This is a genomic window from Pseudomonas tumuqii, from assembly GCF_013184545.1.
Classification (GTDB): Bacteria; Pseudomonadota; Gammaproteobacteria; order Pseudomonadales; family Pseudomonadaceae; genus Aquipseudomonas; species Aquipseudomonas tumuqii.
The window spans coordinates 1-22,086 of the sequence record NZ_JAAOJA010000020.1; the positions used below are offsets into that span (position 1 = coordinate 1).

Here is a 22,086-nt window from a genome sequence, read left to right on the forward strand (position 1 = left end):
GACAGGCTGGGATTAGTACGTCTCTCATAACCTCAATCTCTCGAACCGCCCGGTGCGGACCCGCATGCCGGGTGGTGTGGCAGGGGAGCGGCCTATGAAGGCCGCCTCCTATGCCGATGCGCGCGAATAAGCGCCGCCGGTGCTCAGCGGGTGCCGAGGAAGTCGCGCTTGCCGATGGCCACACCGTTATGGCGCAGGATGGCGTAGGCGGTGGTGACGTGGAAATAGAAGTTCGGCAGCACGTGATCGAGCAGGAAGGCCTGGCCCTGGAAGTGGGTGTCCTTGCCGCGGCGCGAGAGGGTCACGGTGCGCTCTTCGCTGCCGTCGAGCTGCGCGGCGCCGATGCCTTGCAGGAAGGCCTGGACCTGGGCGATGCGCGCCTGCAGTTCGGCGAAGCTGGTTTCGTCATCGGCGTAGCTGGGGGCATCGATACCGGCCAGTAGCGCGGTGCCGGCCGAGGCGCCGTCGCAGGCGATCTGTACCTGACGGCTCAGCGGGAACATATCCGGCGCCAGGCGGGCATTGAGCAATACGCTGGGGTCGATCTTGCGGGTCTCGGCGTCGATGGCGGCAAGGCCGAGGATGGTCGAGAGGTTGCCGAGTTGGCGGATAAACACCGGCACGGATGCCTGGTACATGGACAGGGACATGGAGTTCTCCAGTGAAGCAGTGGGGGCGGCCCGAAACGGGGCTGTGCTTGCCGGCGGTCAGGGCCGGATGGGCTGTTGGGTGGGGTGGGCCGGGCGGCGATCCGCTGCAGCCCACCCCATCATGGTGCCTGGCATCTGCGGAGACGGATATCGCCTCCGGGCAAGATCTCAACCGATGGTAATTGGCGGCAGTTCGGTCAGTTCCACGGTCTGTTGTTTGCGCGGAGCGAGGATTTCCGCCTCACCGTCGACCACCAGCTCGTCGTTCTGGTTGAACACCCGGGTGGCGACGCGCACGCGGAACTTAGGCAGCTTCTCGAGGATTTCCAGGCGTACGGTGAGGGTGTCGCCGAGCTTTACCGGCGCGGTGAAGCGCATTTGCTGGCCCAGGTAGATGGTGCCGGGGCCGGGCAGTTCGCAGGCCACTGCCGCGCTGATCAGGGCGCCGCTGAACATGCCGTGGGCGATGCGCTGCTTGAACATGGTGGTGGCGGCGTACTCGGCATCCAGGTGCACCGGGTTGCGGTCGCCGGAGACTGCGGCGAACAGCTGGATGTCGCGCTCTTCGACGGTCTTGCTGTAGCTGGCGGTCTGGCCTACTTCGAGAGCGTCGTAAGGCGTGTTGCTGCTTTGACTCATGGGTGTTTCTCCTGGGGCTGTGGGTGAAACTGGCGGGGATGGCTCAGGGCCTGTTCCAGCCAGTCGATCAAGTCGGTGGTGACGTCGTCGCGGTTACTCTCGTTAAGCAGCTCGTGGCGAGCATCCAGATATATCTTCAACTGCACCTGGGTGTGGCCGGCCGCGCGCAGGGCATTGGCCAGGTCGGCCAGGCGCTTGCCGTCGCTGACCGGGTCGCAGGCACCGCCGATCACCAGCAATGGCAGGTTGCAGTCGATCTGCGCCAGGTTGCGCGGCGGGGTGATCTGCAGCAGGCCGCCGAGCAGGTCGAGCCATAGCTGGTTGCTGCAGCGGAAACCGCAGAGCGGGTCGTTGATGTAGGCATCCACCTCGACAGGGTCGCGGCTCAGCCAGTCGAAGCGGGTGCGGTTGGGCTTGAAGGCTTTGTTGAACGAGCCGAAGGAAATCAACTCGATCAGGGCACTTTGCCCGGTCGGCCCCTGGCGCCAGCGCTCGAACCGGGCAATCAGCCTGGCCATGCGGTACAGCGCCAGGGGCTGGTAGTTGGAACCGGACAGAATCGCCCCCTGCAGGCTGCAGCTGTGCTGCATCAGGTAGGCCTGGCCGATGTAGCTGCCCATGCTGTGGCCCAGCAGGAAGATCGGCGCCTGCGGGTGCTGTTGGCGAATATGGTGGTTGAGGCAGGCCAGATCGCCCACCACCAGGTTCCAGCCGTTGGCGTCGGCGTAGTGGCCGAGGCGGCCGTGCTCGGCCGTCCTGCCGTGGCCGCGCTGGTCGTGGGCATAGAGTTCGAAGCCCGCAGCGACCAGGGCGGCGCCCAGGCGCGCATAGCGTCCACTGTGTTCGGCCATGCCATGGGCCACCATCACCACCGCTTTCGGCGGCTGTTCGGCGAACCAGCGGTTCACATAGAGCGGTGCGGCATCGCTGCTATTGAGCCAGAAAGCATTGTGCTGCATGGCGAATCCTTCGGCCTGCGAGAGTGCGGCATTGTAGAGCTTGCACGCCGGCTTTTCCCAGCCGAATGGCGTGATAGAAGATTCACGCTGTCAATGACGCCCCGCAAGTATTTGCGCTACGGGCCGGAGCTGCTAACGTCCGCTCACCCCCTGCCGGCCACCGTGGCGCCTTATGCCATGGTGAGTTCCGCGGGGCAGACACTTCCAGGGCAAGAGGATAAAAATAATGCAGCCTGATTTCTGGAGCGACAAACGCCCGGCCGGCGTACCCAATGACATCGACCTGGGTGCCTACAAGTCGGTGATCGAGGTGTTCGAGCGCTCGTGCAAGAAATTCGCCGACCGCCCGGCTTTCAGCAATATGGGCGTGACCCTGACCTACGCCGAGCTGGATCGCCTGTCCGGCGCCTTCGCCAGTTACCTGCAAAAGCATACCGACCTCAAGCCCGGCGAGCGCATCGCCGTGCAGATGCCCAACGTCCTGCAATACCCGATCGCCGTGTTCGGCGCCATGCGCGCCGGGCTGATCGTGGTCAACACCAATCCGCTGTACACCGCCCGCGAGATGCGCCACCAGTTCAAGGACGCCGGCGTGCGCGCCCTGGTCTACCTGAACATGTTCGGCAAGCTGGTGCAGGACGTGGTGGCGGATACCGAGATCGACTACCTGATCGAAGCCAGGCTGGGCGACCTGCAGCCGAGCCTCAAGGGCTGGCTGGTCAATACCCTGGCGAAGAAGGTCAAGAAGGTGGTGCCGGACTACCACCTGCCCCAGGCGGTGCCGTTCAAGGCGGTGCTCAAACAGGGTCACGGCCATGGGGTCAAGCCGGTCAAGGTCGGCCACGACGATATCGCCGTGCTGCAGTACACCGGCGGCACCACGGGCGTGGCCAAGGGCGCCATGCTGACCCACGGCAACCTGGTGGCCAATATGCTGCAGGTCGATGCCTGCCTGTCGCAGCATGGCAGCGACGGCGCCCCGCTGATGAAGCAGGGCCAGGAAATCATGATCGCGCCGCTGCCGCTGTACCATATCTATGCCTTTACCGCGAACTGCATGTGCATGATGGTCAACGGCAATCACAACGTGCTGATCACCAATCCGCGCGACGTCGCCGGCTTCATCAAGGAGCTGGGCAAGTGGCAGTTCTCCGCGCTGCTGGGCCTCAACACCCTGTTCGTCGCCCTGATGGACCATCCCGAGTTCAACAACCTCGACTTCTCCAAGCTCAAGGTCACCAACTCCGGCGGCACCGCCCTGGTCAAGGCCACTGCCGAACGCTGGCAGGCCATCACCGGCTGCTCCGTGGTCGAGGGCTATGGCCTGACCGAAACGGCGCCGGTCGCCAGCACCAACCCTTATGGTGAAAAATCCCGCCTGGGTACGGTCGGCATTCCGGTGCCGGGTACGGCGTTCAAGGTCATCGACGACGACGGCAACGAGCAACCTCTGGGCGAGCGCGGCGAGCTGTGCATCAAGGGGCCGCAGGTAATGAAGGGTTACTGGCAGCGCGAAGAGGCTACCAGCGAGGTGCTGGACGCCGAGGGCTGGTTCAAGACCGGCGATATCGCGGTGATCGACCCGGACGGTTTCGTGCGCATCGTCGACCGCAAGAAGGACATGATCATCGTCTCCGGCTTCAACGTGTACCCCAACGAGATCGAGGACGTGGTCATGGCCCACCCGCAAGTCGCCAGCTGTGCGGCGATCGGCGTGCCCGACGAGAAATCCGGCGAGGCGGTCAAGCTGTTCGTCGTCGCCCGTACTGGTGGCCTCAGTGCCGAGGAACTCAAGGCCTACTGCCGGGAAAATTTCACAGGCTACAAGGTGCCCAAGCACATCGTCTTCCGCGACTCCCTGCCGATGACCCCGGTGGGCAAGATCCTCCGTCGCGAGTTGCGTGATATCGCCTAGGTCGGGGCGGCGCCGAGTAGGCTCGGCGCCGTAGTCCGGATGCAATCCGGGGCCGATCTCCGGTTACTTCGCCGAATCCCGGATTTGATCCGGCTGCGTTCTCGTCCAGGTTGCGGCCCAGGTGCTGCAAACCTTGTCCTACAAGCGCTGCGAGTGCTTGAGTGGCGTGTTCGAAAAATGACCAAAATATAATTGTTAGTCTCTTTCGATACTGGCTAGGCAGTGTTTGGTGCTAGGCGCTCCCAGGCAAAGCTGCTACTCTCGGCCCGCTTTTTGGCCGTCTGCCAGGCCGAAAAGACAACAAACACACAATAAACAACCGCCTCCGCGCGGTGAAGATCAGCTGTTGCTTAGGAGTGGGCTTCCATGAACGAAAACTTTTGGAAGGACAAGTATCCCGTTGGGATTGCTGCCGAAATCGATCCCGACCAGTACCCGAATATCCAGGCGGTACTGAAACAGTCCTGCCAGCGTTTCGCCGACAAGCCGGCCTTCAGCAACCTCGGCAAGACCATCACCTACGGCGAGCTGTATGAGTTGTCCGGTGCCTTCGCCGCCTACCTGCAACAGCACACCGACCTGCAGCCCGGTGACCGCATCGCCGTACAGTTGCCCAACGTCCTGCAATACCCGGTTGTCGTATTTGGCGCCATCCGCGCCGGTCTGATCGTGGTCAACACCAACCCGCTGTACACCGCGCGGGAAATGGAACATCAGTTCAACGATTCCGGCGCCAAGGCCCTGGTCAGCCTGGCCAACATGGCCCATCTGGTCGAGCAAGTGCTGCCCAAGACCGGGATCAAGACGGTCATCATCACTGAAGTCGGCGACATGCTGCCGCCGCTCAAGCGCCTGCTGGTCAACAGCGTGATCAAGTACGTGAAGAAGATGGTGCCGGCCTACAACCTGCCGCACGCGCTCAAGTTCACCGAAGCCCTGAGCAAAGGCCGCGGCAAAGCGGTCAGGGAAGCCAATCCGGCCAGCGGCGAGATCGCCGTGCTGCAGTATACCGGCGGCACCACCGGGGTGGCCAAGGGCGCGATGCTGACCCACCGCAACCTGATCGCCAACATGCTGCAGTCCCGCGCCATGATGGCGTCGAACATGAATGAAGGCAGCGAAATCCTGATCGCGCCGCTGCCGCTCTACCACATCTACGCCTTCACCTTCCATTGCATGGCCATGATGCTGATCGGCAACCACAACGTGCTGATCACCAACCCGCGCGACCTGCCGGGCATGGTCAAGGACCTGGCTCGTTACAAGTTCAGCGGTTTCGTCGGCCTCAACACGCTGTTCGTTGCCCTGTGCAACAACGAGGACTTCCAGAAACTCGACTTCTCGGCTCTGAAAATTACCCTTTCCGGCGGCATGGCCCTGCAATTGGCCACCGCCGAGCGCTGGACCCAGGTGACCGGCAGCCCGATTTGCGAAGGTTTCGGCATGACCGAAACCAGCCCGGTGGCCTCGGTCAACCCGATCCAGAACATCCAGTTGGGCACCATCGGCATCCCGGTGCCCTCGACTCGGTGCAAGGTCATCGACGACGAGGGCAACGAGTTGCCGCTCGGCGCCATCGGCGAGTTGTGCGTCAAGGGCCCGCAGGTGATGAAGGGCTACTGGCAGCGCCAGGACGCCACCGACGAAATCCTCGACGCCGATGGCTGGTTGAAGACCGGCGACATCGCGGTGATCCAGGAAGATGGCTACATGCGCATCGTCGACCGCAAGAAGGACATGATTCTGGTGTCCGGCTTCAACGTCTACCCCAACGAGCTGGAAGACGTGCTGGCAACCCTGCCGGGCGTGCTGCAGTGCGCGGCCATCGGCATCCCGGACGAGAAATCCGGTGAAGCGATCAAGCTGTTCGTGGTCGCCAAGCCGGGCGTGAACCTGACCAAGGAACAGGTCATGCAGCACATGCGCGCCAACGTCACCGGCTACAAGGTGCCGAAGGCCGTGGAGTTCCGCGATGCGCTGCCGACCACCAACGTCGGCAAGATCCTGCGCCGCGAACTGCGCGACGAAGAGCTGAAGAAACAGGCCAAGAAGTAAGCGCCCGCTGCCCAGTCCAAGCCCCGCCCCGTGCGGGGCTTGCTCGTTTCTGGGCTAGGCCTGTGGCAGGGGTTTTAGCCGCGAGACAGATGAATTCGCGGCTAAAGCCCCTCCCCCAGTCGTGTGCGGTCGTTTTCCGTCCTGCAAATCTGCGACAATCGCGCCCTTTGCCGCCAACGCCCAAGCTGCCTGATGACCGATCCGATTACCGCCACCGACCACCTGCTGAAAAACCTCGACCAGGCCCTGCTGGCCGATCGTCATCGCCTGCGCCGCCAGTTGCTTGAGCTGCTCAAGCAGAGTCCGGTGGACCAGGCCAGGCTGGCGCAGTGGCTGGAGCGCTTCCAGGCCTCCGTGGCCAAGGTCGAGGTGCGCCGTCTCAGCGTGCCGGTCATGCGCTACGACGATGCCCTGCCGATCGCCGCCAAGCGCGACGAGATCAAGGCCGCCATCGCCAAACACCAGGTGGTGGTGATTGCCGGCGAGACCGGTTCGGGCAAGACCACCCAGTTGCCGAAGATCTGCCTGGAGCTGGGCCGCGGCGTGCATGGTCTGATCGGCCACACCCAGCCGCGGCGTCTGGCCGCGCGCAGCGTGGCCACCCGGGTGGCGGAGGAGATCGGCACAAAGCTGGGTGAACTGGTCGGCTATCAGGTGCGCTTCGAGGATCAGAGCAGCGAGCGCAGCCTGATCAAGCTGATGACCGACGGCATCCTGCTGGCCGAGACCCAGCACGACCGCTACCTGGAAAAGTACGACACCCTGATCGTCGACGAAGCCCACGAACGCAGCCTGAACATCGACTTCCTCCTCGGTTACCTGAAAACCCTGCTGGTGCGCCGCCCCGACCTCAAGCTGATCATCACCTCGGCGACCATCGACCTGCAGCGCTTCTCCGAGCACTTCGGCGGCGCGCCCATCGTCGAGGTGTCCGGGCGCACCTACCCGGTTGACACCTGGTACCGGCCGCTGACGGCCGAGCAGGACGAGGACGGCAACCGGGTCGAGGATGACCTGTCGGTCGATCAGGCGATTCTCGCCAGCCTCGACGAGATCGCCGCCTTCGAGAAAGCCGACGGCAAGCGCCCCGGCGATGTGCTGGTGTTCCTCCCCGGCGAGCGCGAGATCCGCGACTGCGCCGAGGTGCTGCGCAAGGCCAACCTGAGGTTCACCGAAGTGCTGCCGCTGTATGCGCGCCTGAGCCCGGCCGAGCAGCAGAAGATCTTCGCGCCCATGGGCGCGCGCAAGATCGTCCTGGCCACCAACGTCGCCGAGACCTCGCTGACCGTGCCGGGCATCCGCTATGTGATCGACAGCGGCACCGCGCGGATCAGCCGCTACAGCTACCGCGCCAAGGTCCAGCGCCTGCCCATCGAAGCCGTGTCCCAGGCCAGCGCCAACCAGCGCAAGGGCCGCTGCGGGCGGGTCGAGGCGGGCATCTGCGTGCGCCTGTACAGCGAGGACGACTTCAACGGTCGGCCGGCCTTCACCGATCCGGAGATCCTGCGTACCAACCTGGCGGCGGTGATCCTGCAGATGCTCCACCTGCGCCTGGGCGAGATCGAGGACTTCCCCTTTATCGAGCCGCCGGACGGCAAGGCCATCAGCGACGGCTTCAACCTGTTGCAGGAGCTCTCGGCGGTCAGCCGCGAAGGTCAGCTCACGCCGTTGGGCCGCCAGCTGGCGCGCCTGCCGGTCGACCCGCGACTGGGCCGCATGGTCCTGGAAGGCGCCAGCCAAGGCAGCCTCGAGGAAGTGCTGATCATCGCCAGCAGCCTGTCGGTGCAGGACCCGCGCGAGCGACCCTCGGACCGCCAGCAGGCCGCGGATCAGGCCCACGCGCAGTGGAAGGACGTCGATTCCGACTTCGCCGCGCTGATCAACCTGTGGCGCGGCTTCGAGGAACAGCGCCAGGCCCTGGGTTCCGGCGCGTTGCGCAGCTGGTGCCGGAAGAACTTCCTCAATTACCTGCGCCTGCGCGAATGGCGCGATGCGCACCGCCAGCTGGTGCTGATCGCCCGTGAGCTGAGACTTGCCGAAGGTAACAGCGGACAGGGTAGGAGCGAGCTTGCTCGCGATCAGCGATCTGCAGGTCAAACCGCGATATCCAAGGATCGCCAGCAAGCTGGCTCCTACGAAAAGCAGGCTAGTGGCAAATCTGCAGAAACAGACGAAGCCGCGCAGCGTGCCAAGGGCTACGCCGCGGTGCACAAGGCGATCCTCTCCGGGCTGCTCAGCCAGATCGGCCAGAAGACCGAAGACGGCGACTACCTCGGCGCGCGCCAGCGGCGCTTCTGGGTGCATCCCTCGAGCGTGATCGGGCGCAAGAAGCCCACCTGGATCATGGCTTCCGAACTGGTCGAGACCACCAAACTGTTCGCGCGCATGGTGGCGAAGATCGAGCCGGACTGGATCGAGCCGCTGGCGCCGCACCTGATCAAGAAGAACCACCTCGAGCCGCACTGGGAGAAGAAGCGCGGTCAGGTGGTGGCCTACGAGCAGATCAGCCTCTACGGCCTGATCGTGGTTGGTCGCCGGCCGGTGCATTACGGCCCCATCGACCCAGTGGTATCGCGCGAGCTGTTTATCCGCGAGGGCCTGGTCGGCGGCGAAATCCTCTCGCGGGCCAAATGCCTGAGCGCCAACCGCAAGCTGCTGGAACAGCTCGACGAGCTGGAAGCCAAGGCGCGCCGGCGCGACATCCTCGCCGACGAGGAAACCCTGTTCGCCTACTACGAGGCGCGCCTGCCGGCCGAGATCCACCAGGCCGCGACCTTCGACAGCTGGTACAAGCTCGAGAGCCAGAAAGACCCGCAGCTGCTGATCATGCGCGAGGAAGACGTGCTGGCCCGCGACGCCAAGGAAATCACCGCCGCGCAGTACCCGGACAGCCTGCGCCTGGGCGAACTGAGCCTGCCGCTGAGCTACCACTTCGAACCCAACCACCCGCGCGACGGCGTCACCCTGCGCGTGCCGGCGCCGCTGCTGCCGCAACTGCCGGCCGAGCGCCTGCAATGGCTGGTGCCCGGCCTGCTGGAAGCCAAATGCATCGCCCTGGTGCGCAACCTGCCCAAGGCCCTGCGCAAGAACTTCGTACCGGTGCCGGATTTCGTCGGCGCCGCGCTGAGCAAGCTGAGTGTCGGCGAGGGCAGCCTGCCCGCCGCCCTGGGCCGCGAACTGCAGCGCATGACCGGGGTACGGGTGAGCGACGAGGCCTGGGCCGAGGCCGAAGCGCAGCTCGACAGCCACCTGAAGATGAATCTGGAAGTGGTCGACACGCACGGCAAGCTGCTCGGCGAAGGCCGCGATCTGGCCGAACTGTGCGCGCGTTTCAGTGAGGCCAGCCAGGCCGCGCTGGCCTTGCCGCAGACCGAGAAGAGCCAGCGGTCGGTCGAGGCCAAGGCCTTCGTCGCCGTGGCCGAGAAAACCCAGCAGCAGATCGCCGGCCTGTCGCTGACGGTCTATCCGGCGCTGGTGGAGGAGGCCGGAGTGGTCAAGGAAGGTCGCTTCCCGACCCAGGCCGAAGCCGAATTCCAGCACCGCCGCGCCCTGCAGCGTCTATTGCTGCAGCAGTTGGCCGAACAAGCCAAATTCCTCCGTGGCAAGTTGCCGGGGCTGACCGAACTGAGCCTGCTGCATCGCGAGCTGGGTCGGGTCGAGGCGCTGGTCGAGGACATCCTGCTGGCCAGCCTGGACAGCTGCATCCTCGACGGCGAAGCCACGCTGCCCCGCGACGGCGCCGCCCTGGCGGCCCTGGCCGAGCGCAAACGCGGCGACTGGAGCAGTCACGCCGAGCGCCTGGCCAAGCTGTGCCTGGAAATCCTCAAGCTCTGGCACGGCCTGCAGAAGCGCTTCAAGGGCAAGATCGACCTGGCCCAGGCCATCGCCCTGAACGACATCAAGCTGCAGCTGAGCAACCTGGTCTACCCTGGCTTCGTCCGCGAAACCCCGGGCGAATGGCTGAAGGAACTGCCCAGGTACCTGAAAGCCATCGAACAGCGCCTGGACAAGATCGGCGCCCAGCTGCAGCGCGACCGGGTCTGGAGCGGCGAGCTGGCCGGCTACTGGGAGCAGTACCAGGCGCGCCTGGGCAAGCACCGCCAGGAAGGCAAGCGCGATCCGCAGCTCAGCCTGTATCGCTGGATGCTCGAGGAGTACCGGGTGTCGCTGTTCGCCCAGCAGTTGGGGACGAAGCTGGCGGTGTCGGACAAGCGCCTGAGCAAGCAGTGGAGCCAGGTCGAGGGCTGATCGATCGAAATCGTAGGGTGCGCGGGGCCGCCTAGGTCGTGCGCACCGAGGCGTTCACCGCGATCGGAAGCTGGTGCGCACGGCGCACCCTACGGCTCGTGCCATTCACGACACTCGCCCGGGCGTCTCTTTGCGCTGGCCGATACCCGGCGGGCGGCGCTTGATCGGTTGCGACTTGACGATCGCCGTGCTGGTCTGCGCCTTGTCGGCGATGCGGTCGAGGATATGGTCGAGCTGGTCGATCGAGCGCACGTGCAGGCGCACCACGAAGCAGTCGTCGCCGGTGACCTTGTCGCACTCGCAGAATTCGGCGGTGTCCTCGATCAGCTTCTGCACCACATGCAGCATGCCCGGCAGCGGCTTGACCCGGACGATGGCCTGCAACTGGTAGCCGAGCGCCTTGGGGTCGATCTCGATGGTGAAGCCGCGAATCACCCCGCGCTCTTCGAGGCGGCGCACTCGCTCCGCAACGCTGGGCGCTGAAAGGCCGACCCGGCGGGCCAGTTCCTTGAGGGAAACCCGTGAGTCCTGCAACAGCGCTTCGAGGATGTTCTGGTCGATCTCGTCGATCATTTTTCGTTTCTCATGAAATCCGCCGGCATGACTTAGATAATAAGGTTTATCTAGCTATATGCCTTTTTCAAGCTATGTAAATAGGCGCCGCCACATAATATTTTAGCCTCTGACCACTGGCGGAGGGGCACCATGAACAACAGGACACGCGGCACGCTCGAGATGAGCGCGGCAATGATGATTTCCGGAACCATCGGCGGCTTCGTCGTGCTCTCCGGCCAACCGGTGCTGGACGTGGTGTTCTGGCGCTGCGTGATCGGCGCGCCGGTGCTCCTGGTCGTATGTGCCGCACTGGGCAAGCTGCGCGGCACCCTCACACCGCGCCTGCTGGTATTCGCCGCGCTGGGCGGGGTGGCCATCGTGCTCAACTGGCTGCTGCTGTTCGCCGCCTATTCGCGCGCCTCGATCGCCATCGCCACGGCGGTCTACAACACCCAGCCGTTCATTCTGGTGGGGCTCGGTGCGCTGTTCTTCGCCGAGCGCCTGACCCTGACCAAGCTCATGTGGCTCGGCCTGGCCTTCATCGGCATGCTGCTGATCGTCCAGGCCAAGCCCAGTGCGGGTTACGTCGGCAGCGACCACCTGGGCGGCGTCCTCCTAGCCCTGGGCGCGGCCTTCTTCTATGCGCTGGCGGCGATCATCGCCAAGAAGCTCGACGGCACGCCGCCGCACCTGATCGCCCTGATCCAGGTCTGCGTCGGCAGCCTGATGCTGGCGCCCTTCGCCAACCTGGCGCAGCTGCCCAGCGATAGCGGTACCTGGGCCACGCTGCTGACTCTCGGCGTGGTGCACACCGGGCTGGTGTACATCCTGTTGTACGGCGCGATCCAGAAACTGCCGACCCACCTGACCGGGGCGCTGTCCTTCATCTACCCGATCGTCGCGATCCTGGTCGACTACCTGGCCTTCGACCATCGCCTGCAGCCGATCCAGCTGGTCGGTATCGCCGCCATCCTGCTCGCTGCCGCGGGCATGACGCTCGGTTGGACGCTGGGGAAGAAGAGCGAGGCGCCGGCGCGGGCCGAAGAGCTGAGCGAATAAGGCACCGCCCAGACGTAGGAGCGGCGGGGACGCCCAGTCCCATGGCCGCGAAGCGATAGTGGCCGCGCTGCCGATAGCGATCAATCATCGTCATCGCACTTGACCTCCTTCTTGTACTCGTCGTGCTTGGCCTCGATCTTGACCTTGCAGCCGCCGTCCCAGAACTCGTCCTGCCACTCGCCACCACGCCAGCTGGCGCCATAGCCGTGCGGGCATTTGACCTCTTCCTTGTACTCGCCGTCGTCGGACTCGATCTTGACCCGGCACGGCCCATCCCAGTACTCCTCCTCCCATTCGTCATCCTCGTAGCGATGGTCGGCCGCCGCCGGGCTCAGCCAGGCGGGGGCCATTGCGCACAGCAGCCACAGGCCCAGCATGGGCTTCACACTCATCTCACCACCTCCGCACTAGAAGACACCGGCTGGGCGTTGCGCTTGATCGCCATTCGATCGAAGCCGCCAGCCTATCTGGCCATACGACAACGCGTGAGGACCGCTTTATCCGCGCCGCGAGCCGAAATCGGCGGAGGCCAAAGGGGAGGGGCTGCCGATCGCCCAGGCAACGCGGTCCCCGATCCCGTCAGGAGGCCGAGTGGAGGTGCGCAGTGGGGCGTTTGGCATGGATGCCAACTGGCTTGTGGCGGGTTGCACCCGCCCTACCTGTGGCAAGGCGGAGCTTGATGTTTTGCGTGATGGGTAACGCGGCGTTCAGTCGCGCTGAGGAATGGCCAGCCCGCGGATTACCGCCGGGCGCGAGAGGAAGGCGTCCAGCACGCGGGTGACCTGGGGGAAACGCTCGATTTGCACCAACTCGCTGGCGTCGTAGAAACCGATCAGGTTGCGTACCCAGGGCCAGATGGCGATGTCGGCGATGCTGTAGCTGTCGCCCATGATCCACTGGCGGCCGCTCAGGCGCTGCTCGAGCACGCCGAGCAGGCGCCTGGACTCCTCGACGTAGCGGTCGCGCGGGCGCTTGTCCTCGTAGTCCTTGCCGGCGAATTTGTGGAAGAAGCCGAGCTGGCCGAACATCGGGCCGATGCCGCCCATCTGGAACATCAGCCACTGGATGGTTTCGTAGCGACCGGCGGCGTCTTCGGGGATCAGCTGGCCGGTCTTCTCTGCCAGATACAGCAGGATCGCGCCGGACTCGAACAGCGCCAGCGGATGGCCGTCCGGGCCGTTGGGGTCGAGGATGGCGGGGATCTTGTTGTTCGGGTTGAGCGAGAGGAACTCCGGCGACAGTTGCTCGTTGCGCTCGAAGCTGACCAGGTGCGGCTCGTAGGCCAGGCCGGTTTCTTCCAGCATGATCGACACCTTGACCCCATTGGGCGTGGGCAGCGAATAGAGCTGCAGACGCTCGGGGTGCTGGGCGGGCCATTTGCGGGTGATGGGGTAGGCGGAGAGGTCGGTCATAGTGCTTCCAATCATCAGATGGTGGGAAAAGCCCGGGCCAGGCGCACTAGCTGGCGCCGGTCGGGCGTTATGGCGGCGGCCCGCGGGCGCCGGCAGCCAGTGTGCCGCTCGGGGTGCGGAGGGCGGGTCGCTGCATCGGACGCTGAAGCTGGGCCTTGCCGGAGGGATAAGACCACTATCGGCCCCTGCGTGAAAATCGATAGTCGCACTAGTGGGCATCAACTCGGTTGATGGACGGCTTGCCATGGTTCCCTGCGTCAGCGCGAGCCGGTATGGTTCAGCCCCATCGACCACCGTAAACGGAGAACCCCGATGAGCCTGCATGGCGATTACGACCCGCAGAACATCTTTGCCCAGATCATTCGTGGCGAGGCCCCCTGCTACAAGCTGTACGAAGACGACGACGTGCTCGCCTTCCTCGACCTGTTTCCGCAGTCCTACGGCCATACCCTGGTGATCCCCAAGCGCGCGGCGGCGCGCAATATCCTCGACATCGATGCGGACGAGCTATGCAAGCTGATGCGGGTGACCCAGCACCTGACCCGGGTACTGGTGGACGAACTGCAGCCGGAGGGCGTGCAGGTGGCGCAATTCAACGGTGCTCCGGCCGGGCAGACGGTATTCCACATCCATATGCACATAGTCCCGCGCTTCGCCGGGCAGGGCCTGGGCGTCCACGCCAGCAGCAAGGCCGACCCGGGCGAGCTGCAACAGCTGCAGGCGCGGCTGGTGCAGCGTCTTCGCGGCTGAGGCTGCACGGCGACCTGCTGCAACTGGCAATCCGTAGGGTCACTCGCCGCAGGCAGGCAGTGCACCATGGTTTCTCGGCACGGCACAAAAGCTGGCGGGCTGTCGCTTCGCTACGAGCGGCCGGCGTCCCGGGCCGCCCTACGCTCCGAACGGGCCGTCCTACAAGCCTGCTAGAGGCTAGGCTCGCTCAGCAGCGGCAGACGGCAGCGTTCGACTGTCCACCAGGTCGGCAGCAGGCGGCGGATGGCGGGTTGGTTGAAGCGGTCGTCGATCAGGTAGACCACGCCCTGGTCGTCCTGGGTGCGGATCACCCGGCCGGCGGCCTGCACGACTTTCTGCAGGCCGGGGTAGAGGTAGGTGTAGTCGTAGCCCAGGTGATTGCCGAACATGCCCTGCATGCGCTGCTTGATTTCCTCGTTGACCGGGTTGATCTGCGGCAGGCCGAGGGTGGCGATGAAGGCGCCGATCAGGCGCTCGCCGGGCAGGTCGATGCCTTCGCCGAACGCGCCGCCGAGCACGGCGAAGCCGATGCCCTGGCTGGTGCTGCTGAAACGGTCGAGAAAGGCCTGGCGCTGGCCTTCGTCCATCTGCCTGGATTGCTCCCAGATCGGGATCTGCGGGTGGGCAGCGCGGAATTCATCCAGCACCAGGCGCAGGTAGGCGTAGCTGCTGAAGAAGGCCAGGTAGTTGCCCGGCCGCTCGGCGAACTGGCGCGCCATCAGCGCGGCGATCGGCGCCAGCGAGTAGTCGCGGTGGGCGAAGCGGGTGGACAGGTTGCTGACCGCCTGCACCTGCAACTGCTCGGCGCTGAACGGCGACTCGACATCGATCCACGGCGTCTGCTGCGGCAGGCCGAGCAGGTCGGCGTAGTAGTGCGCGGGGCTCAGGGTCGCGGAGAACAGGGTGCAGCTGTGGGCAGCGGCGAAGCGCGGGGCGAGGAAGGGCGCCGGCACTATATTGCGGATGCACAGGGTCGAGGTCGCTGGCCCGCCGGGGCTGTCGGCGCGGCTGATGTCGAACAGCGAATGGCTGCCGAAGGCCTCGGCGAGGCGGCAGAACAGCATGGCGTCCAGGTAGAAGTGCAGCAGCTCGGCGGCATTGCCCGCCGGCTGGTCGGTGAGGTGGTCGGTGAGGGTACTGACGGCCTTGTGCAGGGCCATGATGAACAGGTCCGGGGCGGCGGGGTAGACCTGATAGGCCGCTTCCTGGTCGCGCTGCAGTTGCTGCCAGTGGCGGTTGACCCGCTCCAGCGGGCCCTTCATCACCGGCGGGGCGATGCGTCTCAGGGCCTCGAAGCGGGTCTGCTCGAGTTCGGCGGTGTACATGCCGCGGCCGCGCTCGATCAGGTTGTGCGCCTCGTCCACCAGCAGGGTCACGCGCCACTCGTTGAGCAGGGTCAGGCCGTGCAGCAGGCCGCCCATGTCGAAGTAGTAGTTGTAGTCGCAGACCACCACGTCGGCCCAGCGGCACAGTTCCTGGCTCAGGTAGTAGGGGCAGATTTGATGCGCCAGCGCGGTTTCGCGCACGCTGTCCTGGTTCAGCCACTGGCGCTCCAGCGCGGCCTGGCGCGCGGCCGGCAGGCGGTCGTAGAAGCCCTTGGCCAGCGGGCAGGAGTCGCCGTGGCAGGCTTTGTCCGGGTGTTCGCAGGCCTTGTCGCGGGCGACGTGTTCGAGCACCCGTAGCGGCATCGCGACTTCCTGGCTGCGCAGGGTCGCCAGGGCGTCCAGCGCCAGGCGCCGGCCGGGGGTCTTGGCGGTGAGGAAGAACAGGCGGTCCAGCGCCTGCTCGGGAAAGGCCTTGAGCTGCGGAAACAGGGTGCCGAGGGTCTTGCCGATGCCGGTGGTGGCCTGGGCCATCAGGCTGTGGCCGTCGCGGGCGGCGCGGTACACCGACTCGGCCAGCTGGCGCTGGCCGCTGCGAAACTGCGGGTGGGGAAAGCGCAGGCGCTCCAGCGCCTGGTTGCGCAGCTGGCGATGCGCGCGCTCGCGTTCGGCCCAGGCGATGAACCGGCTGCACTGCAGCTCGAAGAACGCGCGCAGTTCATCGGCACCGCAGCGCTGATGAAAGGCGGTTTCGTGCTGGCTGAGGACGTTGAAATAGACCACCGCCAGGTCGATCTCGGCCAGCCCGCGCTGCTGGCACAGCAACCAGCCGTAGACCTTGGCCTGGGCCCAATGCAGCAGCCGGTGGTTCTCCGGGATACGGGCGATGTCGCCGCGATGGGTCTTGATCTCTTCCAGGCGGTTGTCGTCCGGGTCGTAGCCGTCGGTCCGGCCGCGCACCTGCAGGCCCTGGTAGTCGCCGGCGAGCGGCAGCTCCGCCTGGTAACCCGGGCCGCGCCGGGCGACCACGATGGCGTGGCCGGTCATGCCTTCCTGGGCGGTCGGCGAGGGGGTGAAGCGCAGATCCAGGTCGCCGACCTTGGCGGTGAATTCGCACAGCGCGCGCACCGCGACCTGGTAGTTGACGAGCTGCTGGCTCATGCGTCGGCCCACTGCACGTAGCAGACGTCCACCGGCATGCCGTGCTCGGCGCAGAACGCCAGCCAGCGCCGCTGGTTGTCCTGCAGGCGGTCACCGGGGCCCTTGACCTCGATCATCCGGTAGCGCCGCTGCGCCGGCCAGAACTGGATCAGGTCGGGCATGCCGGCGCGGTTGGTCCGGATATCGCCCAGCAGGCGCCGGAACCAGGCCCGCAGGTGCGCCGCCGGCAGGCAGTCGAGGGCCTGTTCCAGCAGCTCTTGGTCGAGCGCGTTCCAGAACACGAAGGGCGACTGGATGCCGTACTTGTCGGCATAGGTCTGGCGGATAGTGCTCTTGTAAGCGTCCGAATCCAGCTGCGCCAGGCAGGCGCCGAACAGGTCGGCGCGGCGCGCCTGGAAGTCGGGGCTGAGCAGATCCAGCGGGCCGCTCTGGAACGGGTGGAAGAAGGCGCCCGGCAGCGGGGCGAAGATCGCCGGCCAGCAGAGCAGGCCGAACAGGCTGCAGATCAGGCTGTTCTCGACATAGTGCACCGGCGCGTCGGGCTCGCTCAGATGCAGCTTGACCCCGTATTCGACGCTGTGCGCGGCGGGTCGCGGCAGGCGCAGGTCGAGGCGGGCCGGCGCGGGCGTTTTCGGTTTGGGCGCTTGTGCCAGACCGAGCTGGCGGCCGAGGCGCGGCAGCATGCGCTCCAGCCCCTGCGCCTCGGCCTCGTTTTCCGGCGCCGCAGCCGCCTGGCTGGCCAGGGCATGGGCTTCGGCGGCGCGGCCCAGGCGTTCCAGCACGCGGATGCGGCGCAGGCGGGCGCCGGCACCCGGGCAATCGGCATAGCAGGCCAGGGCGCTTTCCAGCTCGCCGGCGCGCTCCAGCTGCTGGCCCAGGCGAAACAGCAGCTTGGCCCGGCGCATGGCGAGAAAGGGCGTGGCGCAGTCCAGCGTGGCGATCTGTTGCAGCACCGCGGCGATCGGCTCGCCGGCCTCGCCACGCTCGCGGCAGCGTTGCAGCGCCAGGTAGCAGTCCACCTCCGCGCGCCGGCGGAATACCCGGGAGTCGGCACTCAAGGCGACCGGCTCGTAGCGGAAGATGCCGAGATCGGCGAGGACGAACTCCGACCAGTCCTGCTGCAGGTTGCCGAAAAACATCAGGCGCAGGCGTTCGCAGAGCGGATCGATGGCCAGGCTGTACACCTGCTCGTCCAGCCCTGGGCACCAGGCGGCGAAGGGGCGCGGCTGGCTGTGCTCGGTGGCCAGTTGCGCGAGCAGTTCGGGTTTCTTCAAGGCCTTGTGCGCGCGCGCGGCGAAGGCCTCGAGCAGTTCCTCCTTGCGCAGCAGGTCGAACAGCTCCGCCAGCGAAAGCTCGGCGTCATGCCGGATCCAGCCGGCGTCGAGCAACGCCTGGGCGGCCTGCCGCGGGCAACCGATCTCCGCGTAGGCCAGCTTGCTGGCGCGAAAATGCGCGCCCTTGCGCATGATCATGCGCACCAGGAGGGCCTGGCTGGGCAGCGCCAGTTCGCCGAAACGGCGCAGGAACGCCTGCTCCTCGGCCAGCAGCAGGTCGTGGTGACGCTCCCGCAACCAGGCCAGGGCTTTATGGAAGTTGCACAGGTAATACAGGCTGGGGTCGAGCTGAGGCTGCATGGGGAAACCGGATACTGTTTGCATATACAGATATCAGCGCGGCGCGCGCTTTGCAACGAGCAGGGGATGGGAGGCCGAGTCCGGCCAGCGGCCACGCGGCAAATCTGGGCGCACAGCCTGTACCGTAGGATGGCGCGGGCCGCGTAGGTTTGAGCGCAGCGATACCCATCACCACGAATACCAACCCACTCCCGGCGCCGACTGCTTTACTTGAGCGCGGCCGCCGCACCGTCAATACTGAGCCGGTGTCAGTACTTCGATAATCCACCCGTGAAGGATTCCCATGCGATTGATTTGTGCAGTACTGCCCTTGCTGGCGTTGGTCGGTTGTTCATCCTTTCAGGCCGCCCCGGAAAAAGTCACCGCGGTGCCTGCCGAGCGTTTGCTGGCCTACCAGCAGCCGGTGGCGGGCAGCGGACTGATCGTGGTCAACCGCGACCTTGGCATGCTCGGCGGCGGCTGCTATGTGGCGCTGCTGGTCGACCGTCAGGTGGCGGCGCGCATCGGTATCGGCGAAGAGGCGCGCTTGCATGTGCCGCCAGGTAAGCGGGTGGTCGGCATCGGCATCGACCAGGCCGACGACACCCTCTGCGGCAAAGGCCGACTGCGCCGCGAGCTGGCGGTACCCGTGGTGGCAGGCGAAAGCCAGCACCTGCGTATCGTCAGCGAGGCCAAGAGCGGCTTCGATATCCGGCTGGCCACGCCCTGATGGCTGGCGCGGCGGGTGACTCGTCTAATTGCGGGGCTCACATGACTGTCGGTTGGGGGGATCGTTCCTGAGCTCAACCCTGCTCGTTCCTGCGGCCGCTGATGGTCTCCGGCATTGGATATACCGAGTTGGTACTGAGATAAGCGCGAATTGGCTTAATCCAGACGACTAGCGGCCTTGGCAGGCGTTGATGCAGCGCTCACAATTTGTTTTGAGTTGAACGAACTGAAGTCTGGCCTGTATTACTGGGGAATAGTTCAGAAACGTCGAAACAAAAGGATGAATATCCAGCATCACTCGAAGGCAGTTCGCCAGCTGCTTGGTGTGTTCCTATGAGTGGTGATGGTATGTCGTCGATGAATCCCTTTTCGTATGGCGTTTTCTCCACTGCGCGCGTTCTTTCGTCGCGACGCTGGCCAGGTCGATGAACCAGGGTTTGCTCATCTCATTGCTCATGACCAACTTCTCTGTACCGCTTAGGTGAAGAGGCCGTTTTAATAATTGCAGCAGCGATCAGCAGCAGTAGCTCGATTGTCTGGGCCAACTCGAAGTAATCGTCAATTTGTAGCGATCTGAGTCAGCAGAGTCCGATTTCAGCTGTCGCTTGCCTGTGTTCAAAGACGCAGCCGCTTCCTATCGTACCCACGCATAGGACGCTAGTTATGCAAACCATTCGCAACACGCTAGTGGTGATGGATGCACAGCAGCCTGACTCTCTACTGCTTGATAGAGCCACGCTGATCGCCAGTGCTACCTCATCGCACTTGCACTTGCTGGCATGTAACAAGAAAAACCACTCATCATCGGATCTGCAGGCAACCGAGGATTCCCTGCGCCAGAAAGGTTTCAGCGTCAGCTCACAGCAGGCCTGGAAGGACAGCCTGCACAAGACCATCATCGCCGTGCAACAGGAGCAGGAATGCGGCCTGGTGATCAAGCAACATTTGCCCGATAACCCCTTGCTCAAGACTTTTCTCCCTTCCGAAGACTGGAAGCTGTTGCGTTTCTGTCCCTGCCCGGTGTTGATCGTCAAAAGTACCGAGTCCTGGCAGGGCGGTGTGATTCTCGCGGCCATCGACGCTGGTAATAGCGATGTCAATCACCGGGTTCTGCATGCCGGTATTGTCGGACATGGCTACGACATTGCCCAGATGATTGGCGGCACCCTGCACATCATGTCCGCTCACCCCTGTGCCGAACTGTTATCTGCCGATCCCGTCTACCACCTCAGGGAGAGCATCCACGCGATGTACCTGGAGCACTGCAGGGCGCTGCAAGCCGAATACTAGGTCGGCGACGAACGCCTGCATATCGAAGAAGGTCCGGCCGAAGAGCTGATACCGTCTATCGCCGAGCGGCTGCGGGTGACACTTACCGTGATTGGCAGCGTCGCCCGCAGTGGCCTGTCTGGAGCCTTGCTCGGTAACACGGCGGAAAACATTCTCGACAGCCTGAACTCTGACGTGCTGGTGCTCAAACCCGACGACATCATCAGCCACCTCGAGGAACTGGCGTCGCCACCGCACAATCAGGTCCTGGATGGCGCCATCCACTCCTGGCCTTATAGCCATACCGCGCATCTGGAGGTTCCGACGACTCAGGCCGTCAGTTACATCAAGGAGGCGTCCAGTCGGCAAGCGGATGCCCCGGCAATCAGTCTGGATCAGGAGCAGAGACTCAGCCGCCAGGTGCGGTAGGCATGCCTGGCGACATGGCGGGCGACGGTGAGGGTCGGTCATACGCCCGTTGCGGTGTTGCGCTGCTTGAAAAGTTGGGTCATTTAGCTCACTGAACGCCCCCATTTTTCACGCAGCGCGCCGTGCCGCGAACGCCTGGAGGCGGCCTCGCGACGGCGTTCGATACGTTCACAGCAAGCCCTTGCCGAACTGTCGACGCATGGTGCTTGCCGCCACCGTCCAGCCATGATCGACCGGTTTTGCCTATCGGCCATTCCCCGCCAGCCTGCAGAGCTGATTTACTATGCCTGCCCGTAACTGGGCGCTGACAGCGAGCGCGCCCTCCAGAATCTGCTTGTCGAGGAAAACACCCGTGGCCGGAACCAGCCTGTTAGCCCTGCTTGACGATATCGCCAGCATGCTCGACGACGTGGCGCTGATGACCAAGGTCGCGGCGAAGAAGACCGCCGGCGTGCTCGGCGACGACCTGGCCCTCAACGCCCAGCAGGTCGCGGGGGTCAAGGCCGAGCGCGAACTGCCGGTGGTCTGGGCGGTGGCCAAGGGCTCGTTGCTGAACAAGCTGATCCTGGTGCCGGCAGCGCTGGTCGTCAGCCTGCTGGCGCCCTGGGCGGTCACGCCGCTGCTGATGCTCGGTGGCGCTTTTCTCTGTTACGAAGGCTTCGAGAAACTGGCGCACAAGCTGCTGCACAGCCAGGACGAGGAGCAGCAACATAAGGCCGAGCTGACGGCCGCGCTGGTCAACCCGGCGGTCGACCTGGTCGCCTTCGAGCGCGACAAGATCAAGGGCGCGGTGCGCACCGACTTCATTCTCTCGGCGGAAATCATCGTCATCAGCCTCGGCACCGTGACCGGCCAGGCGCTGGGCACCCAGCTCGCCGTGCTCGCCGGCATCGCCCTGCTGATGACCGTCGGCGTCTACGGGCTGGTGGCTGGCATCGTCAAGCTCGACGACGGCGGCCTGTACCTCTCCCAGCGCACCGGCAGCGGCCTGGGCGGGCGCCTGCAGCGCGGCCTCGGTGCCGGCATCCTCAGCGCCGCGCCCTATCTGATGAAGAGCCTGTCGGTGATCGGCACCGTGGCCATGTTCATGGTCGGCGGCGGCATCCTCAGCCACGGCATCCCGGCCGCTCACAGGCTGATCGAAGGCTTCGCCCACGGCCTGCAAGCCGTGCCCGCGCTCGGCGCGGCGCTGGCGGCGATTACCCCGACCCTGCTGGACATGCTGCTGGGCGTGCTGGCCGGCGCGTTGGTGCTGGTCGGCGTCACGGCGCTGGGGCGCCTGTACCGGGTGTTCAAGCCGGCCTAGGCGACCAGGGACCGG

At 65.0% G+C, this 22,086-nt stretch carries 15 protein-coding genes and 1 pseudogene; 8 read left to right on the forward strand and 8 right to left on the reverse strand.

All coding sequences use genetic code 11. The features are described 5' to 3' along the window. Positions 1-143: 143 nt before the first annotated feature. The 3 genes from G9C89_RS22785 to G9C89_RS22795 all read right to left on the reverse strand — a co-directional run bounded on the left by G9C89_RS22785 (position 144) and on the right by G9C89_RS22795 (position 2,248). Positions 144-650, reverse strand: a complete 507-nt coding sequence (locus G9C89_RS22785) for a DUF1993 domain-containing protein (protein WP_172152578.1) — start codon at positions 648-650, stop codon at positions 144-146. 168 nt (positions 651-818) lie between these two features. Further along, positions 819-1,289: a MaoC family dehydratase gene (locus tag G9C89_RS22790; RefSeq protein WP_172152580.1), complete on the reverse strand. Its 471-nt coding sequence runs from the start codon at positions 1,287-1,289 to the stop codon at positions 819-821. Further along, the gene (locus G9C89_RS22795; RefSeq protein WP_172152582.1) at positions 1,286-2,248 is read right to left on the reverse strand and encodes an alpha/beta hydrolase; all 963 of its coding nucleotides are present in this window, start codon (positions 2,246-2,248) and stop codon (positions 1,286-1,288) included. Before G9C89_RS22795 ends, G9C89_RS22790 begins: the two co-directional genes overlap by 4 nt. Before the next feature lie 226 nt (positions 2,249-2,474). Between G9C89_RS22795 and fadD2 the strand changes: the two genes are divergently transcribed. The 3 genes from fadD2 (at position 2,475) to hrpA (ending at position 10,466) form a co-directional block, all read left to right on the forward strand. After that, on the forward strand, positions 2,475-4,163 hold the full coding sequence (gene fadD2 / locus G9C89_RS22800) for a long-chain-fatty-acid--CoA ligase FadD2 (protein ID WP_172152584.1): 1,689 nt from the start codon (positions 2,475-2,477) through the stop codon (positions 4,161-4,163). Positions 4,164-4,529: 366 nt separating this feature from the next. Further along, positions 4,530-6,218, forward strand: coding sequence for a long-chain-fatty-acid--CoA ligase FadD1 (fadD1, locus tag G9C89_RS22805; RefSeq protein ID WP_172152586.1), 1,689 nt, complete (start codon positions 4,530-4,532; stop codon positions 6,216-6,218). 192 nt (positions 6,219-6,410) lie between these two features. Then, positions 6,411-10,466, forward strand: a complete 4,056-nt coding sequence (hrpA, locus tag G9C89_RS22810; protein WP_172152588.1) for an ATP-dependent RNA helicase HrpA — start codon at positions 6,411-6,413, stop codon at positions 10,464-10,466. 105 nt (positions 10,467-10,571) lie between these two features. On the opposite strand, the gene G9C89_RS22815 is transcribed toward hrpA, so the two are convergent. Continuing rightward, positions 10,572-11,039: an Lrp/AsnC family transcriptional regulator gene (locus tag G9C89_RS22815; protein WP_172152590.1), complete on the reverse strand. Its 468-nt coding sequence runs from the start codon at positions 11,037-11,039 to the stop codon at positions 10,572-10,574. A gap of 132 nt (positions 11,040-11,171) precedes the next feature. Here G9C89_RS22815 and G9C89_RS22820 point away from each other — a divergent pair, with 132 nt between their 5' ends. Continuing rightward, complete coding sequence (locus G9C89_RS22820; RefSeq protein WP_172152592.1) at positions 11,172-12,080, forward strand: DMT family transporter; 909 nt, start codon at positions 11,172-11,174, stop codon at positions 12,078-12,080. A gap of 80 nt (positions 12,081-12,160) precedes the next feature. On the opposite strand, the gene G9C89_RS22825 is transcribed toward G9C89_RS22820, so the two are convergent. Next, complete coding sequence (locus G9C89_RS22825; protein WP_172152594.1) at positions 12,161-12,472, reverse strand: hypothetical protein; 312 nt, start codon at positions 12,470-12,472, stop codon at positions 12,161-12,163. A gap of 315 nt (positions 12,473-12,787) precedes the next feature. Next, entirely contained in the window at positions 12,788-13,492 is a 705-nt protein-coding gene (locus G9C89_RS22830; protein WP_172152596.1) for a glutathione S-transferase N-terminal domain-containing protein, read from the reverse strand. Positions 13,493-13,804: 312 nt separating this feature from the next. Here G9C89_RS22830 and G9C89_RS22835 point away from each other — a divergent pair, with 312 nt between their 5' ends. Continuing rightward, a complete protein-coding gene (locus G9C89_RS22835; RefSeq protein ID WP_172152598.1) occupies positions 13,805-14,242 on the forward strand; it encodes an HIT family protein in 438 nt (145 codons plus the stop codon). A 170-nt stretch (positions 14,243-14,412) separates the two neighbouring features. Here G9C89_RS22835 and G9C89_RS22840 read toward each other — a convergent pair whose 3' ends face one another. Together G9C89_RS22840 and G9C89_RS22845 are read right to left on the reverse strand one after the other, a co-directional pair. Beyond that, positions 14,413-16,725 carry an ATP-dependent DNA helicase gene (locus G9C89_RS22840; RefSeq protein ID WP_172152600.1) on the reverse strand — a complete coding sequence of 771 codons (2,313 nt, stop codon included), beginning with the start codon at positions 16,723-16,725 and terminating at the stop codon, positions 14,413-14,415. Continuing rightward, the gene (locus G9C89_RS22845; RefSeq protein ID WP_256674369.1) at positions 16,722-18,383 is read right to left on the reverse strand and encodes a VRR-NUC domain-containing protein; all 1,662 of its coding nucleotides are present in this window, start codon (positions 18,381-18,383) and stop codon (positions 16,722-16,724) included. Before G9C89_RS22845 ends, G9C89_RS22840 begins: the two co-directional genes overlap by 4 nt. A gap of 259 nt (positions 18,384-18,642) precedes the next feature. On the opposite strand from G9C89_RS22845, the gene G9C89_RS22850 reads away from it, so the two are divergent. From G9C89_RS22850 to G9C89_RS22860, 3 genes and pseudogenes are all read left to right on the forward strand, one after another. Further along, a complete protein-coding gene (locus G9C89_RS22850; protein WP_172152602.1) occupies positions 18,643-19,068 on the forward strand; it encodes a 3-isopropylmalate dehydratase in 426 nt (141 codons plus the stop codon). Between the two features lie 662 nt (positions 19,069-19,730). Further along, positions 19,731-20,585, forward strand: a pseudogene (locus tag G9C89_RS22855) (universal stress protein); the annotation flags it as partial. Between the two features lie 532 nt (positions 20,586-21,117). Then, positions 21,118-22,071 (forward strand): DUF808 domain-containing protein, encoded by a 954-nt coding sequence (locus G9C89_RS22860; protein WP_315852843.1) that lies wholly within the window; start codon positions 21,118-21,120, stop codon positions 22,069-22,071. The last annotated feature ends 15 nt before the right edge of the window (positions 22,072-22,086 follow it).